We start from the raw sequence: 18,417 nt of genomic DNA on the forward strand, positions 1-18,417 counted from the left end.
AGTGTGCGGGGGCTCGTGCCGGCTCCATAGTCGAGGGGCGGGGTCCTGTGAAGCTCCGACGCCGTCGCGGGGCCCCGGAACGGGTGCAGGTCCGCACCGTTCATCCCGCATGGCGGCGTTCAGCCCGCGCCGGGAGGCTCACGCCACCTTGCGCGGCACCATCCGCTCGCTGCCGAGCGCGTCCCGCGCGCCCGAGACCCCGTCCTCGGCGTATTCGGCATCCTCGTTGACGTTCCACACGTCGTGGCGCCGCTCGCCCAGCAGGATGTTCCGCGCCGTCAGCATCGCGGTCATCATGGCGTGGTCCTGGTTGTTGTACTTGTGCATGCCGTTGCGGCCGACGAGGTGGAGGGTCGGGTAGCTGCCCTCCAGGTCCCGGCGGATCGTCGCCACGTGGGCGCGGTAGGCGTCGTCGTAGACCGGATAGGCCTTGGGCTGGCGCACCACGCAGGCATCGACCACGCTCGCCGGATCGACGAGGCCGATCAGGCCGATCTCGCGCCGGGCGAGCGCGATCAGCTCGGAATCGGGCGCATTCCACAACCCGTCGCCCTCGAAGCAGAAATATTCGAGGCCGAGGCAGGTATAGGCCTCGTCCGGCACCATCTCGGGCGACCAGGAGCGGAAGTTCTGCACCCGCCCGACCTTCACCGCCGGATCGTGGACGTAGATCCAGTTATCCGGAAAGCTGTCCTTGGCCCGCGCGATCAGCGCCACGGTGACGAAGTCGCGGTAGCGCAAGGAGCGGGCCTGGAAGGTGCTCAGGGGCGCCGGCCGGATCGCGCCGACGAGCTCGCGGATCGGCGCCGAGGAGACGACGTTGCGGGCCGTGAAGGTCTCGCGGCTGCCATCCCCGCGCCGGGCGCTCACCGTCCAGAGCTTCGTGGCGGCGTCGTAGGACAGGCCGTCGACTCGCCGGTCGAGCAGGACGCGGCCGCCATTGCCCCGGATCGCGGCGGCGGCGGCGTCCCACATCATGCCGGGGCCGCGGCGGGGATAGCGGAACGATTCGATCAGGGTCTTGATCACCGCGCCGTCGCCGGCGGCCGGCCGGTGCAGCCCCAGCGAGCGCTTGACCCCGTCGCGGATCGCGGCGCCGAGGTCGAGCCCCTTGATGCGCTGCGCCGCCCAGTCGGCCGAGATGTCGTCGCAGGACATGCCCCACACCTTCTCGGTGTAGGTCTTGAAGAAGATCGAGAACAGCCGCTCGCCGAACTGGTTGCGGACCCAGTCGTGGAAGCTTCTCGGGTCCTTGATCGGCCGGGCGCGGGCCCAGAGATAGGAGGCGACGCAAAGGCCGCTCTCGAGGATGCCGAGGTTGCGCAGGGCCTCGAAGGCCTTGAGCGGGTAGGCGTAGGTCTTGCCCTTGTAGTAGATCCGCGACAGGCGCGGCCGCTCGATGAAGTCGTCGGGCAGGATCTCGTTCCACAGATCGACCACCTCCTTCGCCTTCGAGAAGAAGCGGTGGCCGCCGATGTCGAACAGGAATCCCTTGTATTCCACGGTGCGGCTGATGCCGCCGACCTGGGTCGCGTCGCGCTCCAGCACCACGACGTCGCGGCCGGCCTTGGCCAGCATGTAGCCGGTGGTCAGGCCCGCCGGTCCCCCGCCGATCACCAGCGTCTCGGTGTGAAGGCTCATCGCTCGGGCTGCTCCGGGGCGCTCACGGCCGTGTCCGCGTGAAGGACGGGGCTCTGGGGACGTGACTCTCTTCCCCGAGCTTTAGCGCCCGGATGGTAAAGAACCGCTCAACCGCCCCCGCTAACCGGGGGGTAAGGGCGATCGTGCGAAGCGGGCGATGTCCCGACCCGTTCTTCGGCCCGCAGGAGCCCGTCATGCTCGCCGCTCCGCTCCCGCAGGCCCGGTCCGGATCCCAGGCGGCCGGGCGGTCCCCCTTCGAGCGGCCGTGGGTCGTCTGGCTCCTCGTGCTGGCCGGGCTCGTCGGCGTGGCGTCCTGGTCCGACCTGCTTGCGGTCTCGCGCGACCTGAGCCTGCCCGACACCGACGACGCCATGCGGCTCGTGGAGGTGCGCGACCTCCTCGCCGGCCAGCCCTGGTTCGATCTCGTCCAGCACCGCCATGCCGGCGCGCCGCCGATGCACTGGTCGCGCTTCGTCGATGCGCCGATCGCCGGCCTGATCCTCCTGGCGCGCAGCCTCGCCGGCCCGGTCCGGGCGGAGGGGATCGCCGCGGTCCTGTGGCCGCTGCTGCTGCTCGCCCTCTACGCCGCGATCCTCTACCGGGGCGTGCGGGCCGCCTTCGGCTGGCGCGCCGGAGCCTTCGCGGTCTTTGCCGGCACCCAGGCCGTCTTCGTCACCAGCCTGTTCGCCCCGGGGCGGATCGACCACCACAACGTCCAGATCTGCGCGATCCTCCCCCTCGTCCTGCTGCTCGCCCGGCCGTCCCCGACCGGGCGGGACGGGGCGCTCGCCGGCTTGCTCGCGGCATTCTCGCTGGCGGTCGGGCTCGAGGCGCTGCCGTTCATCGCCGGGGCCGGCCTCGTCCTCGCCGGGTTCTGGCTGCGCGACGGGCGCGCCGCGCTCCCGCCCTTCCGCGGCTTCGGCCTCGCCCTCGGCCTCGCCGCCCCCCTCCTCTTCCTCGCCCAGACCGCTCCCTCCCTCTGGACCGCGACCGCCTGCGACGCGCTCTCGCCGCCCTGGCTCTGGCTCGGGGCCGCCGCCGCCGTCACGGCCGCCTCGGCGGCCCTGGTGCCGGACGAACGCCGGTGGGGCGTGCGGCTCGGGCTGCTCGCCGCCTGCGGCGGCGTCGCGGTCGGGGGCTTCCTCGTGCTGTTCCCGGCCTGTGCCGCCGGGCCGTTCACCGGCATGCCCGACCTCGTGCGGCAGGAGTGGCTCGTGAAGGTGCGCGAGATGCTCCCGGTCTGGCAGCTCGCGGGAATCGCGCCCGAAGTGGCCGTCGCCGGCCACCTGCCGGTGCTGATCGGCGCCGCGGCGGCGACCCTCTGGGCCCGGCGCGGGCGCGATCCCGCCCGCCGCCGCCTGATGGCCGGGACCGCCGGGATGCTCTGGCTCGGCGCGGCCCTGGGCGCCGCGCAGTTCCGCGGCCTCTACGTGGCCGGCGCCTTCGTGCCTTTGGTGGCCGGCCCGGTCTTCGACCGCGCCGTCGCGCTGCTGCGCGCGCCCGAGGCGCCGCCGCGCCGCCGCCTCGCCGCCCTGGCCCTGAGCCTGGCCCTGTGCGGCAAGCTCTGGCTCCTCGTCGCGACGGTGCCGCAGGCGCTGACGGGCGACGGCAAGGCTTTCGAGGCCGAGCACGCCGCCTGGCGCAGCTGCAGCGACCGCCGGGCCATCGCCGCCCTCGACGCCCTGCCGCCGGGCGTGGTCCTCGCCGAGATCGATCTCGGGCCGAGCTTGCTCCTGCACAGCCACCATTCCGTCGTGGCGGCGCCCTATCACCGGGCGCTGTCCGGCCTCGCCGCCTCGATCGAGGCGTTCCGGGACGAGAAAAACCTGGCGACGGTGGCCGCGCGGGTGGGGGCGGACTACATCATCGCCTGCGCATCCCCGCGAAGCCGGGCGAGGGGCCGAGCCTCGCGGATCGTCTCGGGCGCGGCGAGATCACCCCGTCCGGGCTGGAGCCGGTCCCGGTGCAGGACACACCCGTCCGGGTCTGGCGTCTCGCATCCGGGCCTGCGAAAGGCTGAATCGTGATCGGGCGTGCCGCCGCGCTCTCCCTGCTGATCCTGTTCCTCGCGGCCCTGGCCGCCGGAGCCGTGGCGGTCGCCCGCGGCGAGGAGCCCGGCGGCATCGAGGAGGTCTGGATTGCCCTGTTCGGCCCGCCCGATCTCGGTCCGGTCGATTTCGCGACCCTCCGGCGCGTGCCGTCCCGGAGCGATGCCCTTGCCTGCGCGGCCGATATCTGCCCCCTCGCCAGACCCGATGCGGTGCCGCCGGACTTTTCCGTTCCGGGCGCGCGCCTGCGCGAGATCGTCCGGGCGGTGGCCGAGCGCCAGCCGCGCACCGCGCTCGTCTTCACCGACCGGTGGGGCGAGCAGGACCGCTACGTCGCCCGCACCGCCTGGCTGCGCTGCCCCGACACGATCGTCGCCGAGATCGTCGGCCGCGGGGAGGGCCGTTCCAGCCTCGCGCTCTACATCCGCAGCCAGGCCGGCTGCCCCGTCCCGGCGACGAGCCGCGAGCGGCTGACCCGCTGGCTCGACGGGATCGCGGCGGCAGCCGGCACCGAATCCAGCAAGGGGTGACGACCGTCAATGCCGCGCGCAGCCCACGAGCACCTGAGCCCCACCTCCGTCCCGCCCCTCGCGGCCCTGCCTCACGAGCCCGACGTCGCGGTGATCGGCGCCGGCGCCGCCGGGATCGGCGCGGCGCGCCGGCTCCGCGCCCGCGGCCTGTCGGTCGCCGTGCTGGAGGCCCGCCCGCGGCTCGGCGGCCGTACCGTCACCACGCCCCTGCGCGGCCATCCGGTCGATCTCGGCGCGCACTGGCTCCATGCCGGGCCGATCAACCCCCTGGTGTCCCTCGGATTCGAGCGCGGCGAGCCCCTGCGCCGGGCGGCGCAGGAGAGCCACCTGTGGATCGGGCGCCGTCCGGGCCGGCGGGCGGAGGAACTCGCCTTCGGCCGCGCCTGGTCCGTCGCCGACCGGGCGATGACCGACGGCGCGCGGCTGCCCGGCGCGGACCGGCCGGCGGCGCAGGCCCTGCCGCCGGGCCTCGGGCCCTGGGGCGAGCGGGTCTCCCTGGTCCACGGCCTCGTCTCGGGCCGGCCGCTCGGCGAGATCAGCCTGCACGACTTCCCCAGCATGGAATACGGCGACAACTTCTTCATCGCCGGCGGCTACGGCGCCTATCTCGCCCGCCTCGCCGCCGGGCTGCCGGTGGCGCTCGCGACCCCGGTCGCCGCCCTCGACTGGGCGGGGGAGGGGGTGCGGCTCGATCTCGGGGCGCGCGGCACCTTGCGGGCGCGGGCGGCACTGGTCACCGCCCCGATGATGGTGCTGCAGGAGCCGGCCCCGGCCCTGCGCTTCGCCCCCGACCTGCCGGGCCCGGTGCGCGCGGCGATCGACGGATTCCGCACCGGCATCTACGAGCACGTCGTGCTGCATTGGCCGTCCTCGCCGTTCCGCGGCCGCGACCGGCTGGCCAGCCTGGTCGGCGGCCGGCTCCAGCCGCCGGGCCTGCTGACGCGGGTCGACGGGACGCCGTTCCACTATTTCGAGCTCGACGTGCCCCTGGCCGCCCGGCTCGACGCGGCCCGGGCCGGGGCCGACGGGGCGCGCCGGCTGGTGCGCGAGACCCTGGCCGAGCAGGTCGGGCGCGGGTTCTTGCGCGACCTCGCCGTGCCGGCGGTGACCGAGTGGCGCCACGATCCCTGGTCGCGCGGCTCCTGGGCGGTGGTGCCGCCGGGCCATACCGGCGCCCGCGACCTCCTGAAGGAGGCGGTGGGCGAGCGTGTGTGGTTTGCCGGCGAGGCCCTGTCGCGGGAGCAATGGGGCACCGCGGGCGGCGCCTTCGCGGAGGGCGAGCGGGCGGCGGATGCGATCGCGGCCGCCTTGCAGTAAGTCCACATTGGTTTCCGGCGCGCGGTTCCTACATTCCCGTCATGCTCACACGTCTCCTCACCGTCCTCGTGCTTCTCGGCCTCTCCTGCACCGCCGAGCTCCACGCGCAGCCCATGACCCGCAACGTGCTCAAGGGCACCTGCGAGAAGCTCGTCGTCGCCGGCAAGGACGTCAGCCCGACCTGCGGCGAGAGCATCGTCAACACGGTCCAGGGCCGGCGCACCTCGTTCGACTTCACCTCGAGCGACGGCACGACGGTCAGCTTCAGCGGCACCGGCATGCCGCAGGACCGCCAGGAGGAGGTCGGGGTCGACGCGCTCCAGCCGGTCAGCGCCGTGATCCTCTCGGTGAAGGCGACCGATGGCGGCATCACCCGCGACACCCTGATGACCGTCGGCTCCTGCCGCTTCCCGCAGGCAGGCCCGGGCCGCTCCACCGTCGCCTGCGCGGCCGACACCCAGCGCGGCCGCTTCGAGGGGACGTTCACGACGACGAGCGAGGCGGCGGGGAAGTAGTGGCCGTCATGATCAGGCGCTGCGAGGCGGGATGACGCCTTGCCCCGCGACCGGGTGTATCAGAGCCTGTTTGGTTGGGATGCTCATTCCCACTCGCGACCTCATCCTGAGGTGTTAGTCCATCGAAGATGGACTGACCTCGAAGGAGGCCTTCAGGGATCGTAGCGGCTTCTGGAGCCCTCCTTCGAGGGCAGTCGGTTTTCGATCGACCAAGAGCCTGTTTGAGCAGAGTGATTTGACAAAAGCTGAGAAGAATTAGGAGGTATCCTGCCCTTCCACCTCATCCTGAGGTGCGGAGCGATCGCAGATCGTGTAGCCTTGAAGGAGGTCTCCAGAAGTCTCGGTGATCCCTGGAGCCCTCCTTCAAGGTCAGCCGATTTTCAATCGGCTAACACCTCAGGATGAGGTGAGAGGGTAGGATGATCCCGCTTTCCTAGAGTCTTGAGTAGAAATCCTGCTCAAGAATGCTCTAACATCTCAGGATGAGGTCGCGAGCGGGATAAAAGAATTTTTCACGATGCCGCCTTGGCAAGCCAAACAAACTCTCAAGGCGCGATCATCTCGCGGATGCGCGCCGCCAGGGCCTCGACCGCGAAGGGCTTCGTCAGGACGGCCATGCCGGGTTCGAGCTGCCGGTCGCCGAGCAGGGTGGTCTCGGCGAAGCCGGTGATGAAGAGGACCTTCAGGTCCGGCCGGCCGACCCGGGCGGCGTCCGCCATCTGGCGCCCGTTCATGCCGCCGGGCAGGCCGACATCGGTCACCAGCAGGTCCACCCGCGCGTCAGACTGGAGCACCCTCAAGCCCCCGGCCCCGTCCGCGGCCTCGATGGCGGTATAGCCGAGGTCGTTCAGGACGTCCGCCACGAGCATGCGCACGGTCGGCTCGTCATCCACCACCAGCACGGTCTCGCCCGCCTCCGCCTGGGGCAGCGGACGCTTTCCCGTGTCGGGCCCGTCCGCTTCCGCCTCGCCCCGGTGCCGCGGCAGGTAGAGGCAGACGGTCGTGCCGGCGCCGACCTCGGAGGTGATCCGCACCTGCCCGCCGGACTGCTTGGCGAAGCCGTAGATCATCGACAGGCCCAAGCCCGTACCCTCGCCCATCGGCTTCGTCGTGAAGAACGGGTCGAAGGCCCGGGCGACGATCTCCGGCGGCATGCCGGTGCCGGTATCGGTCACGCACAGCGACAGGTATTGCCCCTCCGGCATGTCCTGCGCCTCGGCCTGCCGGCGGTCGATCCAGCGGTTCTCCGTCTCGATGACGATCCGGCCGCCCTCCGGCATCGCATCCCGGGCGTTGATGCACAGGTTCAGGAGCGAGTTCTCGAGCTGCGAGGGATCGACGAGCGCAGGCCAGAGGTCGTCCGCCCCCCGGTGCCGCAGGTCGATCCCCGGGCCGACGGTGCGCTGGATCAGGTCGAGCATCCCGTCCACCAGCCGGTTCACGTCGGTGGCCTTGGGCGCCAGGGTCTGGCGGCGCGAGAAGGCGAGGAGGCGGTGGGTCAGCGCCGCCGCCCGCCTCGCGGCGCCTTGGGCGGCGGCGATGTATTTCGCGACGTCCTTCGACCGGCCCTGGCCGATGCGGGTCTCGATCAGCTCCAGCGCGCCGGAGATGCCGGCGAGCAGGTTGTTGAAGTCGTGCGCCAGCCCGCCGGTGAGCTGGCCCACCGCCTCCATCTTCTGCGACTGGCGCAGGACCTCCTCCATGCGGGCGCGTTCCTCGCCGGCCTGCCGCAGCCGGTCGGCCGTCTCGCGCAGGTCGCGGGTCCGATCCTCGACCCGGGCTTCGAGCGAGGCGTTGAGCCGCCGGATCTCGTCCTGGATGCGGCGCTGCCGGAACGCCGCGAAGCCCAGAAGGGCGGTGGCGAGGAGGCCGCCGCCGCCGACGAGGGCGATCTCCGGCAGGGCCGAGGCGCGCTGCGGCGACAGGCGCTGCTCGAACTGCACGGTCCAGGTGCGGCCGCCCAGTTCGATCGTCGCCTCGCGGGTGAGGCGGCCGGCCACCGCCTCCGGGCTCCGCGGGGATCGGTGCAGCAGCGTCGCCGGGCCGGGCGCCCCGTCGTAGATGGCGAAGGCGGCGTCGTCCTCGGCCTTGGCCGACACGATGCTGTTGAACAGGTCGTCGGCCCGGAACGCCCCGAAGACGAAGCCCAGGTAGCGCCGCCGCCGCTCGGCGAGTTCCGCCGGCACGGCCCCGCCGGCATAGACCGGCATGGCGACGAGGAAGCCGGCCTGCTTGTTGGCGTCGATCTCCTGCACGAGCTGGATCCGGGCCGAGGCGGCCGGATGGCCGGTGTCGCGCGCCCGCTCGACCATGTCGCGCCGGACGGGATCGGACATCACGTCGTAGCCGATCGCCGCCTGGTTGCGGGCGTTCGGCGGCTCGGCGAACAGGATCGCGCTGAGCATCGGGTTGTCGCTCGGCGGGCGCACGCGGAAACCCGGTACGCCCAGGGCCTCGGCCCTGGCGGCGAAACGCTCGCGCTCGGCGGCCGGGATGGCCGGGGTGAAGCCGAAGCCGAGGACGCCGGGATACAGGGTCTGGAACTCGATCCGCTGCACGTAGGCCCGGAACTGCGCCAGCGTGACGGTGTCGTCGTTGGCCGCGAACAGGCCGGCGCCGCCGCGCAGGAGGGCGGTGTAGGTGCGGAACTGGTCCTCGATCGTGCGCAGCTCGATGTCGGTGGCGTGGAGGAAGGTCAGCCGGTCGCGCAGCTCCCCCGCCCGCCAGATCAGGGCGGTGCTGAAGGCCGTCGCGATGAGGCCCACGGCCAGGATCGCGTGCGGGATCCAGCGCGACGCCCGCGATGACGAAGGGATCGGGGGGGCGGCCGTTTCGACCTCGCCCTGTGGGGGGGACGCTGGATGCACGCGGGAAGCCGGTCGGATGAAGCGATTCGTCGTAACGGAAGGGTGGGTGTCGGGCGAGCCCATGATGGCGTCACAGCACCGGTTCACGCGATTCGGAGACCGATGGTGGACGGCGAGCCGTCCCACGATTCGCCGGGCCGGTCTTCACGGCGCGCGGCATGCCATTGCCGCGTCGCAGGCGCTCGAACTGTTGCCGGCCGCATCGTAGCAAGGTCATCTCAAGGATGGCTCCCGGATCAGCGGCCCTCAACTCGAAGCTCTGCCGTTCCGTTCCGAGCCTCGCCCCGCGATGGTTGCGGGTTCCTTACGGCATCCGGGTGCGGGGTGGAGGACCGTCAGCGCCTGCGGTTCACGATAGAGCGTTCCGGCTCCCTCGCCATACTGTGTTGCCTGTAATCTCGGAGCCTGTTTGAGTGTCTCGACGGATTTCTGAGAGCCTGTTTGACTGACTCAAGCACTTGCTCCCACACACGACCTCATCCTGAGGTGTCAGTCGATTGAAAATCGACTGACCTCGAAGGAGGGCTCCAGGGATCGCGAAGACTTCTGGAGCTCTCCTTCGAGGCTCCTTTCAGTCGCACCTCAGGATGAGGTCGCGAGAGGGATGGAAAAAGGTCGTTGCAGCTGAATTTTCGCAAGTCAAACAGGCTCTGACAACCTCCTCGTCATTCCGGGCTCCGCGTTCGCAGCCCCGGAATGACGAGGAGGGTTCGGGATCTGTAGAGGGCAGTTCAGACAGGCTCCGAGGCTGAGGTCGTCGGTACGACTTCGTGTCGACCGGATCGACCCGGCGCGAGGAGCGAGAGCGCGCAGTGAGCGAACAGGTCGCCGCTGTGGCTCATCGATCCACCGACCGCGTCGGTGTCCCTCATCTGAACCGTCCGCATGAGACGGGCTTTCGCTATCGTGACGTCATGCGGTCACGGTAGCGATCGCCTGCCCTCGATTCAACGAACCCCCGTCAGCGCCGCGACCCGCGATCCAGCCCCGCCTTGCGCAGCGCATCCGCCAGCGCACCACCCCCCGCCGGCTCCTCGCGGCGGGCTTGCGGGCGCGGGGCGTCGCGGCGGGGCGCGTCGCGGTTCTGGCCGCCCTGCTCCCGCGGCGGACGGGCGCCGACCTCGTCGTCGAGGCGCAGGGTCAGCGAGATGCGCTTGCGCGGCACATCCACCTCCAAGACCTTCGCCCGCACCACGTCGCCGGGCTTCACCACCGCCCGGGGATCCTTCACGAAGGTCTTGGACAGGGCCGAGATGTGGACGAGCCCGTCCTGGTGGACGCCGACATCCACGAAGGCGCCGAAGGCCGCGACGTTGGTCACCACACCCTCCAGCACCATGCCGGGCTTGAGGTCGCCGATCTTCTCGACGCCGTCCTGGAAGGTCGCGGTCTTGAAGGTCGGGCGCGGGTCGCGGCCGGGCTTTTCCAGTTCGGCGATGATGTCGGTGACGGTCGGCAGGCCGAAGGTCTCGTCGGTGAAGGTTTTGGGGTTCAGGCCCTTGAGCACCGCCCCGTTGCCGATCACCGCCTTGATGTCGCTTTTCGTCGCCTGGAGGATGCGGCGCACCACCGGATAGGCCTCCGGGTGGACGCCGGACGCGTCGAGCGGATCGTCGCCGTTCTGGATCCGCAAAAAGCCCGCCGACAATTCGAACGCCTTGGGGCCCAGCCCCGCGACCTTCTTCAGCCCCGAGCGGCTGCGGAACGGCCCGTTGCTGTCGCGGTGGCTGACGATGTTCTGGGCCACCCGCTCGCTGAGGCCCGAGACCCGGGCCAGCAGCGGGCCCGACGCCGTGTTGACGTCGACCCCGACGCCGTTCACGCAATCCTCCACCACCGCGTCCAGCGAGCGCGACAGCTTCCCCTCCGCCAGATCGTGCTGGTACTGGCCGACGCCGATCGCCTTCGGCTCGATCTTGACCAGTTCCGCGAGCGGGTCCTGCAAGCGCCGGGCGATCGAGACCGCGCCGCGCAGCGACACGTCGAGCCCGGGCAGTTCCGCGCTGGCATAGGCCGAGGCCGAGTAGACCGAGGCGCCGGCCTCCGACACCATCACCTTGGTGAGCTTCAGCTCCGGCTGCTTGGCGATCAGCTCGGCGGCGAGCTTGTCGGTCTCCCGCGAGGCGGTGCCGTTGCCGATGGCGACGAGGTCCACCCCATGGGCCCGGCACAGCCTGGCCAGCGTCATCAGCGCGCCGTTCCAGTCGCGCCGGGGCTCGTGCGGGTAGATCGTGTCCGTCGCCACCACCTTGCCGGTAGCGTCCACCACCGCGACCTTCACGCCGGTGCGGTAGCCCGGATCGAGGCCGAGCGTCGGGCGGGCGCCGGCGGGGGCGGCGAGCAGCAGGTCGCGCAGGTTGCCGGCAAAGACCCGCACACCTTCCGTCTCCGCCGCGTCCCAGAGGCGCGCGCGCAGGTCGAGCTCGATCGAGAGCTTCAGCTTGGTGCGCCAGGCCCAGCGCACCGCGTCCATCAGCCAGCGGTCGCCGGGCCGGCCGCGATCCTGGATGCCGGCCGAGAGGGCGATGCGGCCGTCATAGAGGCTCTGCGCATCGACCCCCTCCGGCGCCTCGTCGAGGCGCAGGTCCAGGATCTCCTCCTTCTCGCCGCGGAAGAGCGCGAGCACCCGGTGCGAGGGGAGGCGGGTCAGGGGCTCGGAGAAATCGAAATAGTCCGAGAACTTGGCGCCGTCCTGCGCTTTGCCCTCGCGGACCTTGGAAACGAGCCTGCCGCGGGTCCAGAACGCCTCGCGCAGGTGCCCGAGCAATTCGGCATTCTCGGAAAACCGCTCGACCAGGATGGCGCGGGCGCCCTCCAAAGCGGCTTCCGGCGTCGCCACGCCCTTGGCCTCGTCGACGAAGGGGGAGGCTGCCTGAAGCGGCACCTGATCGGGGCGCGAGAGCAGAGCCTCGGCGAGCGGCCCGAGACCGGCCTCGCGGGCGATCTGCGCCTTGGTGCGGCGCTTCGGCTTGAACGGCAGGTAGAGGTCTTCGAGCCGCGCCTTGGTGTCGGCGGCGAGGAACTGCCCCTTCAGGGCATCGTCGAGCTTGCCCTGGGACTGTACGCTCTCGAGGATCGCGGCGCGCCGGGCCTCGAGTTCGCGCAGGTAGCGCAGGCGCTCCTCCAGGGTGCGGAGCTGCGCGTCGTCGAGGGTGCCGGTCACCTCCTTGCGGTAGCGGGCGATGAACGGCACCGTCGAGCCGCCGTCGAGCAGGTCCACCGCCGCCTTGACCTGCCATTCCTGCGCGCCGAGTTCGGTGGCGATGCGCTGGGTGATGCTGGACATGACGACTCCGCGATTCCGGGGCGACGGGGAGGCGTGTCCTTAGAGGGCTTGGGGGCGAGTTGGAAGGGTGGATCAGGCGGGTGGAGCGCCGGTCGACTCCTCGGTCCGGGCATGGCGGTGACCGGAGCATGCCTCGCGCTCCGCACGGGTGAAGAGGGCGCAGGTGGTGACGTGGGTCAGCGCCACGACGGGGATGCCGAGGAGGACGACGAGGACGATCGTGTCGTCGCCACCCGGCAGGCGCCACAGGGGCACCCCGTCGAGGAGGGCGAGGACCAGGCCGACCTGGGCGCCGAGTTGCCAGTTCAGGCGATGACCGGTCGAGACGCGCCGCTCGACGGGCGGCAGCGTGAGGACCACGATCATCGCGGACCAGGCGATCAACCCGGCCGCCAACGGGACGACGGCCGGGGCCAGGGAGCCGCCGAGCGCCGCGTGGACGAGCCTGTAGAGGATGGCGGAGGCGAGGCCTGCCGCGAGCAGCACGAGAAACCGGGGCATGGCGTCCTCCCGTCGAGGATCGATCGATCCTCTCTGAAGCTCTTCGACTTTCCCGACAGTCTTGACACCCACTCCGTCATTCCGGGGCCGCGCAGCGGAGCCCGGAATCCAGAGCCGCCGACGATTCAGAAAAAGGCGGATCGCATTCCGCTTTATCCTGCGCGACCTGCGTGTCTGGATTCCGGGCTCCGCTTTCGCGGCCCCGGAATGACGCGGAGGGTGTCGGATCTGGAGAGTTCGATCGAACAGGCTCCGGACGATATCATTGTGGCCCGATGCCTCTAGGTCAAGCCAGGCTCATGTCATGCCCGCTCAAGAAATGAATTGAAACGAAAACGGGCGGCCGACTCGCGTCGGCCGCCCGTGATCATGAATGAGAGGTCGAGCGCGGAGACCGTCCCTCAGCGCACCCCACCCGCCGGCAGCACCCCGGTCGGGGCCGGAACCCGGCGCATCCGCTCGCGGTGGGCGGTGTAGAGGCCGCTGCCGCAGATCACCAGGACGCCCAGCCCCATCACGGCGTCCGGCACGGTGCCGAAGAACAGGAAGCCGAGGAGGCCGGCCCAGATGATCTGGCTGTAGGAGAACGGCACCAGGGTCGAGGCAGGGGCGTGGCGGTAGGCGATGGTGACGATCCAGTGCCCGGCGGTCGAGATGAAGCCGATGGCGGCGCCGATCGCGACCTGGTTGAGGTTCGGGGTCTCCCAGACGAAGGGCACGATGGCGGACAGGATCAGGAACCCGACGACGGCCGACCAGGTCATGGTGGTCTGTGGGGCGTCGTAGCCGTTGATCTTGCGGGTGACGACGAGGGCGCCGGCCCAGAACAGGGCCGAGACGATCGGCAGGAGCGCCGCGGTCTGGAACGCGCTGGTGCCCGGCCGCACGATGATGAGGACGCCCAAGAGCCCGACGAAGGCCGCGGCCCAGCGCCGGGCACCGACCTTCTCGCCGAGCACGGGGATCGACAGGGCGGTGACGAAGATCGGCGACACGAAGGCGATGGCGGTGATCTCGGCCACCGGCAGGGAGCGCAGGCCTGCGAGGAACAGGAGGGCCGAGCCGACGAGGGCGACGCCGCGCACCACCTGCAAGCCGGGACGGGCGGAGCGGAACGGCGAGGCGCCGCGCTTCATCTGCGCCCGCACCAGGGCGGCGACCAGCATCACGGCGAGGAAGCCGGTATAGCGCAGCCACGCCACCTCGATCCCGGAGAGCTGCCCGGTGAGGTACTTGGCGGTGGCGTCGGAGCTGGACAGGAAGATGGTGGAGACCACCACCAGCACGATGCCGCGAAGCGGCTGGTCGCCGAGCAGGGCCGGCATGGCCGGGCGGGCGGACGGGGCGGCGATGGGGAGCGTCAGGGAGGCCACGGGTGTCACGGCGGGTGCGGAACAGGGGCTTCTTCTGTAGCACCGCCCCGGCGACCTCAGCCGTGCCGATTGCGCGTCACGGCCATGCTGCCGGATCAGCCCTAGTTAAGGCGCGCTTTACCCGATCGTGTCGGGGCGGCGGCGACTTGCGACATCGCCGCCATCATCCTGCCGCAAGCGTTACGGGTGTATCCTGAAAGACCCGTGAACGGATTTCGTCTTTCCTGGAACCGGGACCGGCCTTGCGTGTTGTTTCGCCCGCGCAGGGTTAAGGATCCTTGCGCGGGCGAGAGGGCTCAGCAGCAGCGGAAGCCGCCGCGGCCGCCGACGCCGAAGCGGGCGTTCTGCCGCTCGCGGAAGAACTCCGTCGCGGTCATCGGCTGCTGGTCGGGATGGGTCTTGCGGATATGGGCGACGTAGGTGTCGTAGTTGCCCTGGCCGACCATCAGCCGCGCCCCGTCGCAGACGCAGCGCGTCAGGGTCGCCCAGCGCTCGCGCAAGGTCTCGGTGCCCATCGGCTTTACTCCGCCGCCGCCGGGATCGCCCGGGGATCCGCCTCGACGGCGGTCCACCGGTCGGCCCGGTAGGCCTTGAGGCAGGCCTTCACGCCGAAGGCGATGATCGCCACCACGACGCCGACGAAGACCAGCGCCAGCACCGCGTCGATGCGGTCGTTGAGCACGATCTGGCGCATCTGGTCGGCGGTCTTGGCCGGCGCCAGCACCTTGCCCTCGGCGAGCGCGGTGGCGTAGCGGTCGGCGTGCGCCAGGAAGCCCACCCGCGGATCGGCGGAGAAGACCTTCTGGAGGCCGGCGGTCAGCGTGCAGGCGACGAGCCACAGCGTCGGCACGATGGTGACGAGGGCGTAGCGCTCCCGCTTCATCTTGAAGATGACCACGGTGCAGAGCGTGAGCGCGATTGCCGCCAGCATCTGGTTCGAGATGCCGAAGAGCGGCCACAGGGTGTTCACGCCGCCGAGCGGATCGGTGACGCCCTGGTAGAGGAAGAAGCCCCAGGCCGCGACGCACAGACCCGTCGCCACGATGCTCGGCCCCCAGGACGCGGTGTCCTTGAAGGCCGGCACCGCGACGCCGATCAGGTCCTGGAGCATGAAGCGCCCGGCCCGCGTCCCGGCATCGACGGCGGTGAGGATGAACAGCGCCTCGAACAGGATGGCGAAGTGGTACCAGAACGCCATCATCGCCTTGCCGCCTATGACGTTCGATATGATGTGGGCCATGCCGACCGCCAGCGTCGGCGCGCCGCCGGCCCGCGAGATCACGCTGTGCTCGCCGACATCCGCCGCGGTCTGCTTGATGGTCTCAGGCGAGATCGGGAAGCCCATGGCGGTGACCGCCGCCGACGCGCTCTCGGGCGTGGTGCCGACGATTGCCGCCGGCGAGTTCATGGTGAAGTAGACGCCCGGATCGATCACCGTGGCGGCGACGAGCGCCATCACGGCGACGAAGGATTCCATCAGCATGCCGCCATAGCCGATGAAGCGGGCATTGACCTCGTTGTCGATCAGCTTCGGCGTCGTGCCCGACGAGATCAGGCTGTGGAAGCCCGAGACCGCGCCGCAGGCGATGGTGATGAACAGGAACGGGAACAGCGAGCCCGACCAGACCGGGCCGGTGCCGTCGACGAACTTCGTCACCGCGGGCATCTGGAGATGCGGCGCGAGCACCAGGATGCCCAGCGCCAGGCCGACGATGGTGCCGATCTTGAGGAAGGTCGAGAGGTAGTCGCGCGGGGCGAGCAGCAGCCAGACCGGCAGGATCGAGGCGACGAAACCGTAGCCGATCAGCATCCAGCATAGCTGCGTGCCGGTGAAGGTGAACATCGCCGCGAGCGCCGGATCCTCGGCGACGTTCTGGCCGAAGATGATCGCGGCCATCAGCAGCACGAAGCCGAGGATCGAGACCTCGCCGATGCGGCCGGGCCGGATCCAGCGCGAATAGACGCCCATCAGCAGCGCGATCGGGATCGTCGCCATCACCGTGAAGGTGCCCCAGGGACTCTCGGCGAGCGCCTTGACGACGATGAGCGCCAGCACCGCCAGGATGATGACCATGATCAGGAAGGCGCCGAACAAGGCGACGATGCCGGGAATCGTGCCGAGCTCGGCCCGGATCAGCTCGCCCAGCGAGCGGCCGTCGCGGCGCATCGAGACGAACAGCACCATGAAGTCCTGCACGGCGCCGGCCAGCACGACGCCGGCGAGGATCCAGAGCAGGCCCGGCAGGTAGCCCATCTGGGCGGCGAGCACCGGGCCGACCAGCGGGCCGGCGCCCGCGATCGCCGCGAAATGGTGGCCGAACAGGACGTACTTGTCGGTCGGGACGTAATCGAGCCCGTCATTGTGGCGCACGGCCGGGGTCTCGCGGGTCGGGTCGAGCCGCATGATCCGGTCGGCGATGTAGAGCGAGTAGTAGCGGTAGGCGATCAGGTAGACCGAGACCGCGGCCACCACGATCCAGAGGGCGTTGATGCTCTCGCCGCGCTGCGTGGCGACGACCGCGAGGGCGGCGGCCCCGAGCGCGCCCACGAGGGCCCAGGGCCCGTGCTTCCGGACGGCAGTCATGACGGATTCCTCCCGGCTTACGCCGCCGGGCTCACGACGGCGTTCGGCGGCTTCCTTCGACTTTCGGGTAAAGGAAACGTCAGGGGCTGCCAATGCGGCGACCGGCCGGGGATGTCCTCGCGAAATTAGACTTTCGTTGCAGGGAAGGATGAGCGGCGGCCCGGCTTCGTGCCGTCATGAACTGACAGGCCGCGACGGTCGTCCTGCTTGGATCGCGCGCAATTCGGCAGGCGCCGCTTCCGAGTCTTCCTCCCCGGCCTGGATTTCCTCCATGGCCCGGAACTGGCGCCGGGCGCAGTAATTCCGGGCGCGCCGCGAGAGAGCGCATGGGCCGCCTCGATCTCGGCATGGTTCACGAGCGTCGGGCCGGGATTGCCGTGTCTGGCGATCGTCTCGGACGGGCAAAGCCCATCCCATGCGGCCGGATCAGGGACCTCGTGGAGAGCGTCGCGATTGCGACCCGATCGTGACGTACTCTCGGGGCGGGTTTGCCCTCTCCCCGCCCGGTGCGAGAAGAGCACGTCGCGCTCTCCTTTCCCCGAACAGCCCTGTGCCCCCGGGAAGAGGGGAAAGCCCGCGCCTTCTCGAAGAGAGCCGCGGGCCGAACGCTTCCCGCTCAGCTCGACGGCAAACCCGCCAGAATGTGGTCGTAATCCAGATTCGCCGTCTCGATCACGATCTGGGTCCGGCTGATGACCCCGAGCTTGCGCAGGATCTCCGAGACGTGGGCCTTCACGGTCGAATCGCCGACGCCGAGCTCGTGGGCGATCTGCTTGTTGAGCTTGCCCTGGCGGATCATCAGCAGCACCCGCACCTGCTGCGGGGTCAGCTCGGCGATGCGCTCGGCGATCGGGGCCTTGCCGGCCTTGCGGCCCGGGGCCTCGGCCGGGCCGGCCACGCCCTCGGGCACGAACACCGCGCCGTTGAGCACGTCGGTGATCGCGCGGATCAGCACCGGCTTGCCGGCCGCCTTCGGCACGAAGCCGGCGGCGCCGTGGGCCAGCGCCTCGCGCATGATGCGCGGATCGTCGAGGCCCGAGACCACCAGCACCGGGATGCGCGGGAAGCGGGTACGGATCGCGATCAGCCCGTCGAAGCCGTTGACGCCCTGCATGGTCAGGTCGAGCAGGGTCAGGTCGATCGAGCGGCCGCGGGACAGGGCCGCGCAGGCGCTCTCGATCCCGTCCGCCTCCTCGACCTCCGCGGCCGGGAAGGCGAGGCGCACCGCGCTGCTCAAGGCATCGCGGAACAGCGGATGATCGTCCACGATGATCAGGTGCATGTCCGACCCTTCGGCGACGGGCGTCGGGGCCCCGTCCGGCCGTGGAAGAGACACCCCGGGGGCCGAACTGGTCAATCCCACCATCGCAGCGGATCATCCTTTCGCAGGCGCATGGCCGCGGCGCAAGGCCGTGCGGCGCACGCACTGTCAGATCGGGCACAGCAACGCGGCTGCACTCGTTAAGTCGAGTTAAAGAGTTATCACGCTGTCAGCTCAGCAGCCACCGTGCTTTGGTATGGAGCCGCCCCGACCGGCCCATCCCTGCACATAGGTCCAATGGTGGCTGACCGGGGCCCGGTCCTATCGTCGGGCGACCTCGGCGGACGAAGGACCTCCTCACCGCGGAGCGGGTGGGAGCGGAACGTGGCATCTGGCGGCGGCGTCGCGTGGGGCGGCGCGGCCGCTGATCGCGGGGGCGATCGCCCGTCCGTTCCCCAGCGCAGGCGCGGCCGCCGCACCGGCCGCGCCTGCGC

General features: G+C 70.6%; 12 protein-coding genes. 4 read left to right on the plus strand and 8 right to left on the minus strand.

All coding sequences use genetic code 11. From position 1 onward, the window contains the following. Window positions 1-138 precede the first annotated feature (138 nt). Window positions 139-1,641, minus strand: a complete 1,503-nt coding sequence (locus tag F1D61_RS24555) for an NAD(P)/FAD-dependent oxidoreductase (RefSeq protein ID WP_203154680.1) — start codon at window positions 1,639-1,641, stop codon at window positions 139-141. Window positions 1,642-1,835: 194 nt separating this feature from the next. Between F1D61_RS24555 and F1D61_RS24560 the strand changes: the two genes are divergently transcribed. Genes F1D61_RS24560 through F1D61_RS24575 form a run of 4 tightly spaced genes read left to right on the plus strand, consistent with a single transcriptional unit; the run spans window position 1,836 to window position 6,051 of the window. Next, window positions 1,836-3,668: a hypothetical protein gene (locus F1D61_RS24560; protein WP_246775508.1), complete on the plus strand. Its 1,833-nt coding sequence runs from the start codon at window positions 1,836-1,838 to the stop codon at window positions 3,666-3,668. Continuing rightward, a complete protein-coding gene (locus tag F1D61_RS24565) occupies window positions 3,665-4,219 on the plus strand; it encodes a hypothetical protein (protein ID WP_246775509.1) in 555 nt (184 codons plus the stop codon). The genes F1D61_RS24560 and F1D61_RS24565 overlap by 4 nt, the downstream gene beginning before the upstream one ends. 9 nt (window positions 4,220-4,228) lie before the next feature. Further along, window positions 4,229-5,536, plus strand: a complete 1,308-nt coding sequence (locus tag F1D61_RS24570) for a flavin monoamine oxidase family protein (RefSeq protein WP_203154681.1) — start codon at window positions 4,229-4,231, stop codon at window positions 5,534-5,536. Window positions 5,537-5,577: 41 nt separating this feature from the next. After that, a complete protein-coding gene (locus F1D61_RS24575; RefSeq protein ID WP_203154682.1) occupies window positions 5,578-6,051 on the plus strand; it encodes a hypothetical protein in 474 nt (157 codons plus the stop codon). Between the two features lie 545 nt (window positions 6,052-6,596). On the opposite strand, the gene F1D61_RS24580 is transcribed toward F1D61_RS24575, so the two are convergent. The 7 genes from F1D61_RS24580 to F1D61_RS24610 form a co-directional block, all read right to left on the minus strand. Next, the gene (locus tag F1D61_RS24580) at window positions 6,597-8,816 is read right to left on the minus strand and encodes a CHASE domain-containing protein (RefSeq protein WP_246775510.1); all 2,220 of its coding nucleotides are present in this window, start codon (window positions 8,814-8,816) and stop codon (window positions 6,597-6,599) included. 1,063 nt (window positions 8,817-9,879) lie between these two features. Then, window positions 9,880-12,204 carry a Tex family protein gene (locus F1D61_RS24585; RefSeq protein ID WP_203154684.1) on the minus strand — a complete coding sequence of 775 codons (2,325 nt, stop codon included), beginning with the start codon at window positions 12,202-12,204 and terminating at the stop codon, window positions 9,880-9,882. A gap of 72 nt (window positions 12,205-12,276) precedes the next feature. Further along, window positions 12,277-12,705, minus strand: a complete 429-nt coding sequence (locus F1D61_RS24590; RefSeq protein WP_203154686.1) for a hypothetical protein — start codon at window positions 12,703-12,705, stop codon at window positions 12,277-12,279. A gap of 401 nt (window positions 12,706-13,106) precedes the next feature. Then, window positions 13,107-14,030 (minus strand): DMT family transporter, encoded by a 924-nt coding sequence (locus tag F1D61_RS24595; RefSeq protein WP_432443321.1) that lies wholly within the window; start codon window positions 14,028-14,030, stop codon window positions 13,107-13,109. A 344-nt stretch (window positions 14,031-14,374) separates the two neighbouring features. Further along, the gene (locus F1D61_RS24600) at window positions 14,375-14,593 is read right to left on the minus strand and encodes a YbdD/YjiX family protein (RefSeq protein ID WP_203154689.1); all 219 of its coding nucleotides are present in this window, start codon (window positions 14,591-14,593) and stop codon (window positions 14,375-14,377) included. 5 nt (window positions 14,594-14,598) lie between these two features. Continuing rightward, complete coding sequence (locus F1D61_RS24605; protein ID WP_203154691.1) at window positions 14,599-16,662, minus strand: carbon starvation CstA family protein; 2,064 nt, start codon at window positions 16,660-16,662, stop codon at window positions 14,599-14,601. Between the two features lie 616 nt (window positions 16,663-17,278). Next, the gene (locus tag F1D61_RS24610; RefSeq protein ID WP_246775511.1) at window positions 17,279-17,944 is read right to left on the minus strand and encodes a response regulator; all 666 of its coding nucleotides are present in this window, start codon (window positions 17,942-17,944) and stop codon (window positions 17,279-17,281) included. Window positions 17,945-18,417 lie beyond the last annotated feature (473 nt).

This window comes from Methylobacterium aquaticum (assembly GCF_016804325.1).
Classification (GTDB): domain Bacteria; phylum Pseudomonadota; class Alphaproteobacteria; order Rhizobiales; family Beijerinckiaceae; genus Methylobacterium; species Methylobacterium aquaticum_C.